Below are 12,736 nucleotides of genomic sequence, written 5' to 3' on the forward strand. Positions count from 1 at the left end.
TCTCAGGAGGCCGACATGGCGATCCCCGATCATGTCCGAACGAACTTCCAGACCCTGCTTCGCGCTGCCGGAGACAGCAATCTTGCCCTGATGGTATGCACCGATGCCTGGACCGGCGAGACCCGCTATGTGATCTGCGCGGTCGGCCGGAGCAATGGCGACTATGTCATCACGCCCTTTGGCCATCTGGCAGACGACAATCCCTATGACCTCTACCAGCCGCCGGACCCGCACGATCCGACCGTCTTTCTTCCGCCTGACGGTGCGGGACCATTGTGCTGATGGGCACGACAGGGTCTGCGGCAAGCCGGTGGATCACCTGTAGCGCGTCAATCACCTCGTCCTTTGCCGGCCATGGTGGTTGTCGTTCAACATTCGACCGACGCAGATTGCCCTGAACGATAACGGGGCTATGCCGGCGGTATTTCCAGCGACCTGCCGATAACCCTGATCCTGTGTCCTCGAGCCTCCTTGCCTCGGGCGTGAGGCGTTGCGGCAAGGAGAGGGCGAGACTGGGGTGAGATGGGACAAGCCCGGTGGACAAAGAGGAGTGTGCCGTCGGGCTGTCCTGTCATCCCGTCTCTCCCGGAGGATCATCCCATGACCGATATCCAAAAACCCGATGCGCCCGATGAGGACATCGACGCTCGTATTGCGTGCGTTCTCGCCGAATACGAGGCTCATGACCCGCTGAAAATCCTCGCGCCCTCCCTGCTGCCGCAGAAAGGGAAAAGGTGGACGACTTTTACGCCGCCCGCAGCAGCTCCATGCCGCCGCTTCCGTGGACTAGTTTCTCACCGCCGTTCTCAGGTGGCCTGTCCAGTTTCCAGAGGCGGATGCGGGCAATCCCGGAGGCTGCACGTAAGGCCGTTGCGCCTGCTGTGATGAAATCTGCCTATGACATTGCCGACATCATGGAAGGCCTTGCGCCCGAGGATGAGGGCGACCTGATCGGCAGCATTGCCGTCACCGGTCCCGGCCAAACGACCCCGCCCTATTCGCAGCCTGGAGGCGCCATGGTGGTGCCCGAGAACACGGCGGCAATCACCGTGGGCAACAGCGATGTGCGCTATCCCCATTTGCAAGAGTTCGGCACCTCGCACCATGAGGCGCAGCCGTTCTTCTGGCCGGGCTTCCGCATGGGCCGCAAGCGCGCCTTGGACCGCATCAAGCGCGCCATCGGCAAGGCCATCAAGGAGGCCAAATGAGCGCCGAACTTGAAGTGCAAAAGGCCTTGCGTGCCCGGTTCACCACCACGGCGGCACTCATGGCCCTGGTGCCCGCCTCGAACGTCTTGGACACGAACCAGAGGCCCGCCCCGGTGCCCTCGATCATTCTGGGCGAAAGCCAGGCGGTCGATGAAGGAACGAGCCTCAAGCGCACCCATACCCGCGTCTATCACACCATCCATGTCTGGAAGCGCGAAGCCTCTCTGGCAGGCGTGAAGGCGATCTGCGGCTTGATCCGGCAGGCCATCAACTTCGGCCCCCGGCTGGTCATGGCTGCGCCCTATCACTGTGCCGATCTCCACATATCCTCCACCCGCACCATCCGCGACCCGGATGGCGAGCATTCGCATGGCGTCGTCACGGTCGAGGCCCTGATCGTGGAGGCCCTGGCATGAAGGCAGGCAAACTGACCGAGGAAATCCGCATCGAGCGGTCCAGCGGCACTGTCATTGATCCAGACGGCACTCCGACGCAGGGGTGGACAAAGCTGGCTGTTCTGCGGGCAGAGAAGGTGGAACAGGAAACGACCGAATACATCCGCAACTTCGGTGCCAGCGACGAGGAAGTCGTCATCTTCCGCACCCGCTTCTTCGACGGCATCAGCAACGCCGACCGCCTGATCTGGCGCGGCAATACCTTCAACATCAAATCCGTGGCGACCATTGGCCGGCGCACGGGTGCCGAACTTCGCTGCGTGAGGATCCCGGAATGAAGGGAACCAAGCCAGCACTGCAGCAGGACGCTGATGCCCTGACCGCTGATCTGGCTGCGCCTGAATGGCTGTCCGAGGAAGCGCGCAAAGAATGGGACCGGGTGATGCCGGTGCTGACCAAGCGCCGCATCCTCACCGATGCCGACCTTGGCGGGCTGGAGAACTACTGCATCTGCATTGGCCGGGTGCGCGATACCGAGGCGCTGATCCAGTCTGAAAGCGATCCCGAGGTGATGCTGAAACTGGCCCGCCTCCAGGACAAGGCCATGGCTTCTGCGCGTCAGCTTGCCGCCGAACTTGGCCTCACGCCTGTCAGCCGGTCCCGTCCTGCGATCAGGGAGGACGGCGACAACGAGCCGGATCCTCTCGATGTCTGATACCTTCCCGCACTGGATCTATGACGGGAGCGACATCCCCGACCCGCTGGGCTTCGGTGAACGGGCTGTGAAGTTCCTGCGGATGCTGCGCCATCCGAAGTCCGGCAAGCCCTTCCAGCTTGATCTGTGGCAGGAACGGATCGTGCGGCGCATCTATGGCCCGCGCCACGAGGACGGCACGCGGATCGTCAAGACGGCGGTGATCCTGGTGCCACGCGGGAACCGCAAGACCAGCCTCGCAGCCGCCCTTGAGGCCCTGCACACGGTTGGCCCGGAACGGGTGCCGGGCGGTGAGGTCATCACCTCCGCCTCCGACCGCAAGCAGGCCCGCATCGCTTATGAAGAACTGCGCGGGCTGCTGACGGCGCATCCGAAGATCGCGCCCCACATCCGCACGCTGGACTATCGCAACCGCATCACCTTCCCGAAGGAGCGCAGCTTCTGCGAGGCCATCAGTGCCGACGCAGGCACCCAGCATGGCCGCACCCCGGTCTTCGTGCTGGCTGACGAGTTGCACGCCTGGAAGAAGCGGGAACTCTGGGACGTGCTGCGTTCCGGCCTGGTCAAGACACCGGGCAGCCTGCTTGTCGTTGCCACCACGGCAGGACGCGGGCAGGAGAACATCGCCTGGGACATCGTGAACGATGCGCGCCGCGTGGCCCGTGGCGAGGTTGACGACGCCTCGATCCTGCCTGTCCTGTTCGAAGCCCCGGCAGATTGCGACTGGACCAACGAGGAAATCTGGTTCCGTGTAAACCCTGGTCTGCGGCACGGCTATCCCGACATCGAGGGCCTGCGACAGCTTGCGAAGGAAGGTCAGCGCCGGATCGGGGATCGCGAAGCCTTCCGGCAGTTGAACCTGAACATCTGGCTGGATCACGCCACTGATCCCTTCGTGGAAATGGCCGTCTATGACGAAGGCGCTGGGCTGGTCGATCTGGACGACCTGGAGGCCAAGCAGGCGCCGTGTTGGCTGGGCGTGGACCTGTCCAGCAACTCCGACCTGACGGTGGTCGTGGCCTGCTGGCGCGACGGCCAGGATGGCTTTCAAGTCTGGCCCTGGTTCTTCTGTCCCGAGGATAACCTGCGCGGACGCGAGGAACTGGCACAGGTGCCCTATCCGGCCTGGGCCGAGGATGGGCAGATCACCGCTACGCCCGGCAATGTCGTGGACTTCCGAGCGGTCGAGGATCAGGTGCGCGAACTCTGCGCCCGGTTCAACGTGCAGGAAATCGCCTTCGACCCCCATCTGGCGCGCAACATGCTGAACAACCTACTGGAGGATGGCTTCCCGGCGGTTGAGATGCGGCAAGGCTGGGTGACGATGGCCCCGGCGGTCAAGGAACTGGAACGGGCCATCATCGGGCGGCGGTTCCGGCATGGCGGGCATCCGGTCCTTCGCTGGAACTTCTCCAACATCGAGGTTCGCACCGACCCCGCAGGCAACCGCACGTTCCACAAGGGCAAGAGCCGCGACAAGATCGACGGGGCTGTGGCGGCGGCAATGGCCGTGGCCCGCTGCGCCGCAGACGAGGGCGCGATGACGACCAGTCAGGACTGGTTCACCGATGAATTCTATCTCGCATAGGAGGTGCGCATGAACGCCGACGAACGCCTTGTGGTCATGCTGGAGGCCCGCATCTCGGAGTTCGAGAAGCGTATGCGCCAGGCCGAGAGCCGGGGCACCCGGACCTATCAAGGGCTGGAGCGCAATTCCCGGTCGGCCACCCGGCAGATGGAGCAGGACATGCTCCGCTCGACAAGCCGGATCAATCAGGCCCTGGCTGCGACCAGCACCCGGATCGGCGCATTCGGCAAGGCCTTCATCGCGGGGCTTTCCGTTGGTGCCGTGGCGCAGTTGACCCAGCGATATACCCAGATCGCGGATGCGGCCACGCAGATGCAAAACTCCCTGCGCACGGCTGGCCTTGAGGGCGCAGACCTGTCGCGTGTCTATGAGCAGTTGTTCCGATCCGCACAGCGCAACTCTGCCCCCATCGGTTCACTGGTCGATCTCTATTCGAAGCTGTCCCTGACCCAGAAGGAGTTGGGCGTTACGAGTGATGACCTGATCCGCTTCACCGATGGCATTGCCGTTGCGCTCAAGGTCGCGGGAACCGATGCGACTGCCGCCAGCGGTGCCCTGCTGCAGCTGAGCCAGGGCCTGGGCGGTGGCATTGTCCGAGCCGAGGAATTCAACTCCATCCTGGAAGGCACCCCGACGATTGCGCAGGCCGTGGCGCGCGGCTTGAAGGAAGCCAACGGCTCAGTGGCCGAACTGCGCAAGCTGGTGAACGATGGCGAGGTCTCCAGCAGCGCCTTCTTCCGCGCCTTTGAGGCCGGGTCCGTGGAACTGCGCGGGCAGGCCGAAGCCTCGCAATCCACCGTAGGTCAGGCGTTCACGCGCATCGCCAACAGTCTCGTGACGGTGGTGGGTGAGTTCGACAAGACATCCGGCGCGTCCGCTGGCTTGTCCGGCACGCTCAACGATCTTGCCGATGGGATGGACCGCTTCGACACAGCAGGCTTCGTGTCCCGCATCCAGAGCATTGCCCAAGCCTTCCGGGATGCCGAGGGGGATGCGGCAGCCTGGATCAGGCAGATGGCCAACGCACAGGCCTTTGCGGACCTGAACGAGGTGATGGGCCTGGCCGAGGGTGGGCAGATCATCAACCCGGATGTGCGAGAAGCCGAACAGAAGATCGGCGTTCTGGAAAAGGACATCGAAGCCCTCCAGGCCCAGATCGAGAACAACACCTCGCTTGGCTTCGACAACACCGAAGCCATTGCCCGGCTGAACGAGGTGCGCTCTGTGCTGGCGGCACTTCGGGCCGAGGCCTCGAACATGCCCCGCCATGTCGAGGGGCTGCGCCCCGGTGGAGAGGTTGTCACCAACAACACGGACAGCGGATCCCCAATCAGCGCATACAGCCCGCCCCCCGTGCCCGTCAGCAGCACCCCTGTCAGCATCGCGGACTTTCCGGCCGGAGGAAGTGGCACGACAGGCGGTGGAGGCGGCGGCAGGCGCTCCAGGGGCGGCGGTGGGGGCCGTTCCCGGAAGGCGGAACTGGACGACTATGCCAAGGAGGTGAAAGCCATCCGCGAGCGCACGGCAGCCTTGCAGACCGAGGCGGCGGTCCTGGTCTCGGTGGCGGCATCCGGCACGGACTATGGCGATGCCTTGGAGTTCGCCCGCCAGAAGGCTGAACTGCTGCACGCGGCCCAGCAGGCGGGCAAGAAGATCACCCCGGAACTGGAAGCGGAGATCGACAAGCTGGCCGATGCCTATGTGCAGGCCGGGCTGGAGGCCGAAGGGGCAGCCGAAAAGCTGGACGCCATCAAGGAACGCAGCGAAGCGGGCAAGAATGCCTTGTCCGATATGTTCGGCTCGATTGTCGACGGCTCGAAATCGGCAAAGCAGGCCGTTGCCGATCTGCTGCTGGAGATCGCCAAGACGCAGATGATCAACGGCATCATGGGTCTGCCCGGTATGGGCGGACTGGCTTCCAGCATCGGCGGGCTGCTTGTCCCCGGCTTTGCGTCTGGCGGCAGTCACCTGGGCGGCTTGCGGATCGTGGGCGAGAAAGGTCCGGAACTGGAAGCCACCGGCCCGTCGCGCATCTGGAACGCGGATCAGACCCGCAACCTGCTGGCAGGACGGCAAGGATCAACGGGAACAACGACCGCGCCTGCCATCAACTTCGCACCGGTCACGAACCTGACCGTCGAAGGCAATGCCGACGAAAAGACCCTCGCTCGGATGCGGCAGATGCTGGACCAGAACAACAAACAGTTTGCCCGTCAGATCCCGGAAATCCTCGATAACCACAACAAGAGGAGCCGCTGATGGACCGCCTCAAGAAGCAACTCTGCGCCGCCCTGAAAGCCCGTAACGTCGGCGGCAAGACCCCCATTCCCGAAGCCGGGCTGCCGCTGTGGCAGGCCTTCGGCGCCCTCTCTCGTGCCCGCAGCTACAACCCGCATGGCCCGAACCCGATCACCTGGGAAGCCTTGGCCGCGTGGTCGCAGCTGATGCGGGTGCCTGTCGAACCGCGCCATGCCGACATCATCATGGCTCTGGATGCCGTCTGGATCAAGGACGCCTATCGCACCGACAAGCAGGCACCCGAGGGGGTGAAAACCCTGCCGCCCATGTCGCAGCACCCGATCAACGCGGCGCTGCTGGACGCGATGCTGGGATGAAACACCATCGGTTCGACAGCAAGGCATGGGAACGCAAGCAGGCGCGGAAGGAACAGGATGCCCGGCGCGGCAGGCTGGGGAAAGGAAGCTTTGATGCTTTGGTGACGCGGCTTTTTCAGGTCATCAAGATGGCATTCGAGGCGGGTGACACTGGATCCCTATTCGGGCTGGAGGGTCCGCTGCGTCACGGCATCCGCTCCGACCTCTGCCTGCAGGGGTGGCGCTGGCAGCCCGCTGACGACATGGCGCGCGAACTGCTGACAACCGCATTCAGGCGGGCGAATGCAAATCGGCCTGGATGGGACGAGGGGCAGCCGGACTGGGCGATCCATGCCGGAACGCTGATCGAGCGGACACGCTGTGCAAACTGTTCCGCAGATTTGCCTGAGGGGCATTTTAAGTTCTGCAGCGATCTATGTGCCTCAGCGCATCATCGCATTCTCGACACAGTCAAGAGTGCCGCCGAAGGCGCCGCCTATGACAAAGTCGTCAAGCTTTCGAGGCGCAGATATGGAAATTGAGTGGGATGAGACCTGCGTTCGTTGCGGTGCCAAGCTTCCCGATGGTGTCCGCATCAGCCGGGAATACTGCAGCCGCCGATGCTATATGGAGGGCTACCGGGCGCTGGAAAGGCAAGCCGTCATGGAGGCGAGGGCAAACCGTCCTCCTTGCGCCAACTGCGGCGGGCCTATCCCGATGATGCGGGACATGCGGGCGATCTATTGCAGCCAGGACTGCAACAAGGGTGCGCAGATAAAAACCTGCCTGCATTGCGGAAAGGAGTTTAGGGGCGCTTCAGACCGAGTGCACTGTAGCTGGCTCTGCTATTGCCAGACGGCGAAGCGAATACATCAGCCGCGCCCGTGCCAATGGTGCGGAGTGACGATCACGCGACCGCACGCGGAAACCCGATGCTGCTCCTGGTCATGCGCAGGCAAGCTGGGCATGGACAAGCGCCTAGTCAAAGCTGGACGGCTGCCTGCCCTCAGTGGCTTTCGCCTTGATGCCATGCTGGAGCAGATGACGATGGCGGCATAGCCAGACACGAAAGGCCCTTACTACCGTGCCCGATGTAAGGGCCTCCCATGAAGGACTGTGCGCTTTGCCTTCATGGAACCATTAACCAAGAACTGTGGTAGGTGTTCCAGCGAAAAACGAAAAGCCCTGCCAAGACTGGCAGGGCGTTAATCGTGAACCACTGTCCACTGGTATGAACAGCGTCACGTTAACACTTCTTAACAAGACGACAAGACCAAAGTTGTATCCCCCGGCGTGTCATGACGCCGGGGGCTTGCAGTTCTAGCTGCGTTTCTGGGTAGCCCGCAAGTTGAGGTAACGCAACTTGCAGGAGAGTGCAAATGAGACATTGGTCGTGTTGATAAAGTCTTAACACTTAGCTGCGAAGCAGGGCGAGGCCAGCGCTACCAACTCACCCGGGAACCCAACCATGCTGCGAAAACCGTCAACTATCGTCGCACTGATCGCAGCCTGTTGGGCAGTTGCTGCGTTGGTTGTCTTTGGGCCGACACTGGATGAGCTTCTGTCGCTGCTGCCCTGACGTTGCGTAATTTATCGTGCCGAGACGATATGATCCCGGCGTTGCCCTGCTATAGGCTGATGTCCTGGCTTCGTGCCCAGTTGCCTTCAAGAAAGAGTGCTCTATTCGATGCTTTGTCTGCGCGAAGTTCCTGCCAGTCTTGGCTTAACTTTTGCCAATGCGCGGCCTTCAGGGGGGCGGCGAGCGCCATGTGGTTCAGTAGCTGACTTTTGTTCGGAAGCTTAGCGTGCCACTCGAACATGTTCCCTTTTGAGAGGTCCAGCACATAGTCAGTAGCACAAGCGATGTGTACTGCCGCTTCAATGTTCCGCACCAAGTCGCCCGTATCAATCTTGTTTTTCAGCCACTCTTCGACGTCGAAGTCTGCGGACCAAAATTCTATTTCCATGGTCTGACATACTTGGGTCAGAAGCACCTCGCGTACCGTGTCCGGGGCACGCTGGAGAAACTCGCCAATAAGTTGATGCGGACCCACCGGAGCGCCCATCACTGATCTCTTTGCTTCTCAAGATATCGTCTGACCATTTCCGGCCTCGATGGCACCGGATCAAGCTTCTCGCGCTCTATATCAAGCCAAGCCAGCAGGTCTGGCTCTATACGAACGCCAACCAGCGTCGAACCAACCTTTGGTCTGCCACGTGGATTTCTGTTAACAGGTATTGCATCGCTCATGACTATCTGTTATCAGATAAACAGGCCGAGCGGAAGTCCTACCTTCCACCCGGCCCTAACCGAAACCCGATCGCGAGGAGATCGAGAATGGCTGATCATTGCCATAACACCCCCGGCTTGCCTGCACAAACCAGCCGCCGCAATCTGCTGAAGGCATTACCTGCCGTCGCTGTCATCCCTGTCGTGGGGGCGGTTCCTGCGCTGGCGCAGACGGAAACGCCAGTCATGCGGGTGTTCCGGGAGCATGAGGCATGGAACGCCTATATCAACGGACCCGATACGAGATCCATGCCGGATTATGAATTCAACGCAGTGCTTACGCGCTATCAGGACGTTGAGGATCGGATGATGGCAGAGCCTGCGAGAAACGCGCAGGATGTTCTGGCGAAGGTTCTGGCTTGGACCGATAGTGGCGGCTTTGAACTGCCCAGCCCTGAAAGCAAGCCTGAATTCTGGGCCGAAATTCGCACAATGTTGACCGCCTGACAATCAGCGCCCGGCTTTGGTCGGGCGTTGCTTCCCGCAAGTTCCGGCAGCTTCCGTTTTTACTTGGGGGAACCGCAGGGGGAACAATAAAGCCCGCAGGCTGCTTTTCGCAGTTAAAACAATTACTTACAGGATAAAATGGCGGAGTGGAAGGGATTCGAACCCTCGAGACGTTGCCGTCTGCACCCTTAGCAGGGGTGTGCCTTCGACCACTCGGCCACCACTCCGCCGGTCGGTATAGGGGCGGGCACAAGGCGTGACAAGGGGCTTTTTCGCGTCCATTCAGCCCTTGCGGCGGAAGGTGGCATAGTGGGGCACACGCCCCTCGCGAAGCGCCTTTTGTTCATAGCGCGTGCTAAGCCAGTCGTCCCAGGCCACAGGCGTATCGGCCACCAGATCAAAGCCAGCCTGCGGCACCTCCTCCAGCGTTTGGCGCATATAGTCGGGGATGTCGGTCGCCACCCGGAACTCGGCGCCGGGTTTCATCACGCGGGCCAGGGGGATCAGGTGTTCCGGCGTGACGAAGCGACGGCGGTGATGGCGGGCCTTGGGCCAAGGATCGGGATAGTTCAGGAAAGCCCGGCTGATCGAGGCGTCGGGCAGCACGTCCATCAGGTCGCGCGCATCGCCCGGATGGACGCTGACATTCGTCACCCCAGCGGCGCGAATCTTGCCCAGCAGCATGGCGACGCCGTTGATGAAGGGCTCGCACCCGATGATGCCGATACCGGGATAGCGGGCGGCCATGTGGACCATGTGTTCGCCGCCGCCGAAACCCACCTCGAGCCACAGGGGGCGGCCGTTGCCAAAGATCGCCGTCGGATCGATCTGTCGCCGTTCGGGATTGTCCTGCACCGTGATGTTGCGCGGACGCAGATCGCCCAGATCCTCGGACAGATAGCCTTTCTGGCTTTGCCGCAGGGTCTTGCCGTGCCGCCTGCCATAAAAATTGCGGCGCGGCGGGTTTGGATCGAAGGCGGGTTTGGGCGTTTCTGACATGGCCGGGGGATTGCACCGACCGGCTGGCCGGGTCAAGGCCCCGGCCTTGCCTTATTCCCCCATCAGGCGGCTGATGATGACCGTCACCTCGGGCTTCTTGCCGATTTCCTCCATGGCGACCTGGCGGGTGATCTTGCGGATCGCCTCGTCCATCTTGGCATCGTCGCGGACCACGCGGGCATCTGCGCCCTCCAGAAACTCGGACAATTCGCCCTCGATATGGCTGCTCAGGTCGTTGCCGCCCCGGGTGCGGCCAGGCAGGCCCATCAGTTCAACCCAGGCGTCGGGCAGGACGTTGTCATCCTCGTCCACGATCACGCTGACAAGGGCATGGCCGTTCAACGCCATGCGGATGCGGTCGCGCACGATGCCGTCCATGGCGCCGATCAGCACGGTGCCGTCCAGATACAGCCGCCCGGTTTCAACTTGGTCCACGATGCGCGGGGCGTCGCCCGTCAGGTCCATCATCGTGCCGTTGGTGCAGATTTCGGCGGCAATGCCCCGGCTGCGCGCCAGCAGGACGTGTTCGCGCAAATGGATATGTTCGCCATGCATGGGAATCACGATCTCGGGCTTCAGCAACTCGTGCAGTGCCTCGATATCCGGGCGGTTGGCATGGCCCGACACATGATAAAGCCCGTCATCGGCGTCGAAGACATTGACGCCCAGTTCGCTCAGCGCGTTCATGATGCGCCCGACGGATTTTTCGTTGCCAGGGATGGTCTTGGAACTGAACAGGAAGCTGTCGCCGTCCTTCAGCATCAAGCCCAGATAGCGTCCCCGCGACAGTTGCGCACTGGCGGCGCGGCGTTCGCCCTGCGATCCGGTTGCCAGCAGCATGACTTGGTTGCGCGGCAGGCTGGCCGCTTCCTCGGGGCCGATCGTGTCGGGGAAATCGGTCAGGATGCCGGTTTCCAGGCCCACCGCGACCATCTTGCGCATGGCGCGGCCCAGCAGGCAGACCTTGCGTCCCCCGGCGATGGCGGCATCCGACAGGGTTTTCAGGCGGGCAATGTTGCTGGCAAAGGTCGTGGCCACCACCATGTTCTTTTGCGCCATCACCCATTCCAGGATGGGATTGGCCAGCACTGCCTCGGACCGGCCGGGATGGGTCGAAAAGATGTTGGTGCTGTCGCAGGCCAGAACCTTGATGCCCCGCCCCTCGGCTGCGATGTCGTGCCACAGGATCGGGTCGAAGGCATCGCCCACGACCGGGGTGCCGTCCAGCTTGAAGTCGCCCGTATGCACGATCCGGCCCGCAGGCGTGTCGATGATCAGCGCCGCGCTTTCGGGGATCGAGTGGCTGACCGGCACGAACTGCACGGTGAACGGGCCCACCTGCGTGACCTCGGGGCGGGCGCCGGTGATGTTGACGACCGAGGGCGAATGGCCCTGTTCCTCCAGCTTCATGCGGATCAGGGTGCCGGTGAACTGGCGGGCATAGATCGGCACGTTCAGGCGGCCATAGAGATGCCCCAGGGCGCCAAGGTGATCCTCGTGCCCATGGGTGACAAAGATCGCTTCAAGCCGGTCGCGGTTCTTTTCCAGCCAGGTCAGGTCCGGCATGATCAGGTCGATGCCGGGGCTGCTGTCCATGTCGCCGAAGCTGACGCCCAGGTCGACCAGGATCAACCTTTCGCGGCCCGGCTGCCCATAGCCATAGACATAGGCATTCATGCCGATTTCGCCCGCGCCGCCCAGCGGCAGATAGATCAAGCGGTCAGCCATTGCCCATCTCCTTGTTGTAATCGTGAATGAGCCGCAGCCCGTGCATCGTCAGATCGTCTTCGATTGCGTCGAACAGGTCAAATCCCTGATCGAACAGCGGCGCAAGGCCCCCGGTGGCAATGACCTTCATCGGGCGATCGCGTTCCGCCCGGATCTGGCGCACGACCCCGTCAACCAACCCGATATAGCCCCAGAAGATCCCCGACTGGATGCAGGCGACCGTATTGGTGCCGATCACGCGGGCGGGCATGGTCACATCGACATGAGGCAGGCTGGCCGCGCCCATGTGCAGGGCTTCCAGCGACAGGTTCACCCCCGGCGCGATCACGCCGCCGATATACGCGCCGTCCACATCCACCACGTCGAAGGTCGTGGCCGTGCCGAAATCCACCACGATCAGATCGGGTCCGTGCTGGTCAAAGGCGGCAACCGTGTTGACCAGCCGGTCCGGGCCGACCACGGTGCCGCTGTCCACGCGCGGGACCATGGGCAACAGGCAATCGGGCTTTCCCACCACCAGCGGACGCGTATCGAAATACCGGTTGCACAGCACACGCAGGTTGAACACCACGCGCGGCGCGGTCGAGCTGATGATGCAGGCGTCGATGTCCAGGGCGAACTTCTGCCCCGCGATCAAGGTGGACAGCCACACGAAATATTCGTCCGCCGTGCGCCGGTGGTCGGTGGCGATGCGCCAATGAGCCAGGAATTTCGTGCCATCCCAGATCGAAAAGACGGTGTTCGTGTTTCCGGTATCAATGCACAGAAGCAC

At 62.4% G+C, this 12,736-nt stretch carries 15 protein-coding genes and 1 tRNA gene; 11 read left to right on the forward strand and 5 right to left on the reverse strand.

Annotation, left to right across the window (positions count from 1 at the left end; all coding sequences use genetic code 11):
• Positions 1-15 precede the first annotated feature (15 nt).
• From Q5701_RS16480 to Q5701_RS16525, 10 genes are all read left to right on the forward strand, one after another.
• On the forward strand, positions 16-282 hold the full coding sequence (locus Q5701_RS16480; RefSeq protein WP_306752088.1) for a DUF6117 family protein: 267 nt from the start codon (positions 16-18) through the stop codon (positions 280-282).
• Positions 283-600: 318 nt separating this feature from the next.
• Positions 601-885, forward strand: coding sequence for a hypothetical protein (locus Q5701_RS16485; protein WP_306755517.1), 285 nt, complete (start codon positions 601-603; stop codon positions 883-885).
• On the forward strand, positions 837-1,208 hold the full coding sequence (locus Q5701_RS16490; protein ID WP_306755433.1) for an HK97-gp10 family putative phage morphogenesis protein: 372 nt from the start codon (positions 837-839) through the stop codon (positions 1,206-1,208). Before Q5701_RS16485 ends, Q5701_RS16490 begins: the two co-directional genes overlap by 49 nt.
• Positions 1,205-1,624: a DUF3168 domain-containing protein gene (locus tag Q5701_RS16495; RefSeq protein WP_306752089.1), complete on the forward strand. Its 420-nt coding sequence runs from the start codon at positions 1,205-1,207 to the stop codon at positions 1,622-1,624. Before Q5701_RS16490 ends, Q5701_RS16495 begins: the two co-directional genes overlap by 4 nt.
• Positions 1,621-1,941, forward strand: coding sequence for a phage head closure protein (locus tag Q5701_RS16500; RefSeq protein WP_306752090.1), 321 nt, complete (start codon positions 1,621-1,623; stop codon positions 1,939-1,941). The genes Q5701_RS16495 and Q5701_RS16500 overlap by 4 nt, the downstream gene beginning before the upstream one ends.
• Positions 1,938-2,318, forward strand: a complete 381-nt coding sequence (locus tag Q5701_RS16505) for a phage terminase small subunit P27 family (protein WP_306752091.1) — start codon at positions 1,938-1,940, stop codon at positions 2,316-2,318. The genes Q5701_RS16500 and Q5701_RS16505 overlap by 4 nt, the downstream gene beginning before the upstream one ends.
• Positions 2,311-3,906, forward strand: coding sequence for a terminase large subunit (locus Q5701_RS16510; protein WP_306752092.1), 1,596 nt, complete (start codon positions 2,311-2,313; stop codon positions 3,904-3,906). Before Q5701_RS16505 ends, Q5701_RS16510 begins: the two co-directional genes overlap by 8 nt.
• Positions 3,907-3,915: 9 nt before the next feature.
• Positions 3,916-6,165, forward strand: a complete 2,250-nt coding sequence (locus Q5701_RS16515) for a tape measure protein (protein ID WP_306752093.1) — start codon at positions 3,916-3,918, stop codon at positions 6,163-6,165.
• Positions 6,165-6,521 (forward strand): phage tail assembly chaperone, encoded by a 357-nt coding sequence (locus tag Q5701_RS16520; protein WP_306752094.1) that lies wholly within the window; start codon positions 6,165-6,167, stop codon positions 6,519-6,521. The genes Q5701_RS16515 and Q5701_RS16520 overlap by 1 nt, the downstream gene beginning before the upstream one ends.
• Positions 6,518-7,042: a hypothetical protein gene (locus tag Q5701_RS16525; RefSeq protein ID WP_306752095.1), complete on the forward strand. Its 525-nt coding sequence runs from the start codon at positions 6,518-6,520 to the stop codon at positions 7,040-7,042. Before Q5701_RS16520 ends, Q5701_RS16525 begins: the two co-directional genes overlap by 4 nt.
• Before the next feature lie 1,086 nt (positions 7,043-8,128).
• Here the strand turns inward: Q5701_RS16525 and Q5701_RS16530 are convergent.
• A complete protein-coding gene (locus tag Q5701_RS16530) occupies positions 8,129-8,566 on the reverse strand; it encodes a hypothetical protein (RefSeq protein ID WP_306752096.1) in 438 nt (145 codons plus the stop codon).
• Between the two features lie 272 nt (positions 8,567-8,838).
• On the opposite strand from Q5701_RS16530, the gene Q5701_RS16535 reads away from it, so the two are divergent.
• Entirely contained in the window at positions 8,839-9,237 is a 399-nt protein-coding gene (locus Q5701_RS16535; RefSeq protein WP_306752097.1) for a hypothetical protein, read from the forward strand.
• 139 nt (positions 9,238-9,376) lie between these two features.
• On the opposite strand, the gene Q5701_RS16540 is transcribed toward Q5701_RS16535, so the two are convergent.
• The 4 genes from Q5701_RS16540 to Q5701_RS16555 form a co-directional block, all read right to left on the reverse strand.
• Positions 9,377-9,464, reverse strand: a tRNA-Ser gene (locus tag Q5701_RS16540).
• A 55-nt stretch (positions 9,465-9,519) separates the two neighbouring features.
• Entirely contained in the window at positions 9,520-10,236 is a 717-nt protein-coding gene (trmB, locus tag Q5701_RS16545) for a tRNA (guanine(46)-N(7))-methyltransferase TrmB (protein ID WP_306752098.1), read from the reverse strand.
• A 51-nt stretch (positions 10,237-10,287) separates the two neighbouring features.
• On the reverse strand, positions 10,288-11,964 hold the full coding sequence (locus Q5701_RS16550; protein WP_306752099.1) for a ribonuclease J: 1,677 nt from the start codon (positions 11,962-11,964) through the stop codon (positions 10,288-10,290).
• Positions 11,957-12,736, reverse strand: coding sequence for a type III pantothenate kinase (locus Q5701_RS16555; protein ID WP_306752100.1), 780 nt, complete (start codon positions 12,734-12,736; stop codon positions 11,957-11,959). The genes Q5701_RS16550 and Q5701_RS16555 overlap by 8 nt, the downstream gene beginning before the upstream one ends.

This window comes from Paracoccus actinidiae (assembly GCF_030863885.1).
Lineage (GTDB): Bacteria > Pseudomonadota > Alphaproteobacteria > Rhodobacterales > Rhodobacteraceae > Paracoccus > Paracoccus everestensis.

What these genes read in the sequence shown, in the direction of transcription:
- trmB (WP_306752098.1), bottom strand. Translation starts at nt 10,236, where the DNA reads ATGTCAGAAACGCCCAAACCCGCCTTCGATCCAAACCCGCCGCGCCGC.
- Q5701_RS16515 (WP_306752093.1), top strand. Translation starts at nt 3,916, where the DNA reads ATGAACGCCGACGAACGCCTTGTGGTCATGCTGGAGGCCCGCATCTCG.
- Q5701_RS16525 (WP_306752095.1), top strand. Translation starts at nt 6,518, where the DNA reads ATGAAACACCATCGGTTCGACAGCAAGGCATGGGAACGCAAGCAGGCG.
- Q5701_RS16500 (WP_306752090.1), top strand. Translation starts at nt 1,621, where the DNA reads ATGAAGGCAGGCAAACTGACCGAGGAAATCCGCATCGAGCGGTCCAGC.
- Q5701_RS16490 (WP_306755433.1), top strand. Translation starts at nt 837, where the DNA reads ATGCGGGCAATCCCGGAGGCTGCACGTAAGGCCGTTGCGCCTGCTGTG.
- Q5701_RS16510 (WP_306752092.1), top strand. Translation starts at nt 2,311, where the DNA reads ATGTCTGATACCTTCCCGCACTGGATCTATGACGGGAGCGACATCCCC.
- Q5701_RS16535 (WP_306752097.1), top strand. Translation starts at nt 8,839, where the DNA reads ATGGCTGATCATTGCCATAACACCCCCGGCTTGCCTGCACAAACCAGC.
- Q5701_RS16550 (WP_306752099.1), bottom strand. Translation starts at nt 11,964, where the DNA reads ATGGCTGACCGCTTGATCTATCTGCCGCTGGGCGGCGCGGGCGAAATC.
- Q5701_RS16520 (WP_306752094.1), top strand. Translation starts at nt 6,165, where the DNA reads ATGGACCGCCTCAAGAAGCAACTCTGCGCCGCCCTGAAAGCCCGTAAC.
- Q5701_RS16495 (WP_306752089.1), top strand. Translation starts at nt 1,205, where the DNA reads ATGAGCGCCGAACTTGAAGTGCAAAAGGCCTTGCGTGCCCGGTTCACC.
- Q5701_RS16480 (WP_306752088.1), top strand. Translation starts at nt 16, where the DNA reads ATGGCGATCCCCGATCATGTCCGAACGAACTTCCAGACCCTGCTTCGC.
- Q5701_RS16485 (WP_306755517.1), top strand. Translation starts at nt 601, where the DNA reads ATGACCGATATCCAAAAACCCGATGCGCCCGATGAGGACATCGACGCT.
- Q5701_RS16530 (WP_306752096.1), bottom strand. Translation starts at nt 8,566, where the DNA reads ATGGGCGCTCCGGTGGGTCCGCATCAACTTATTGGCGAGTTTCTCCAG.
- Q5701_RS16505 (WP_306752091.1), top strand. Translation starts at nt 1,938, where the DNA reads ATGAAGGGAACCAAGCCAGCACTGCAGCAGGACGCTGATGCCCTGACC.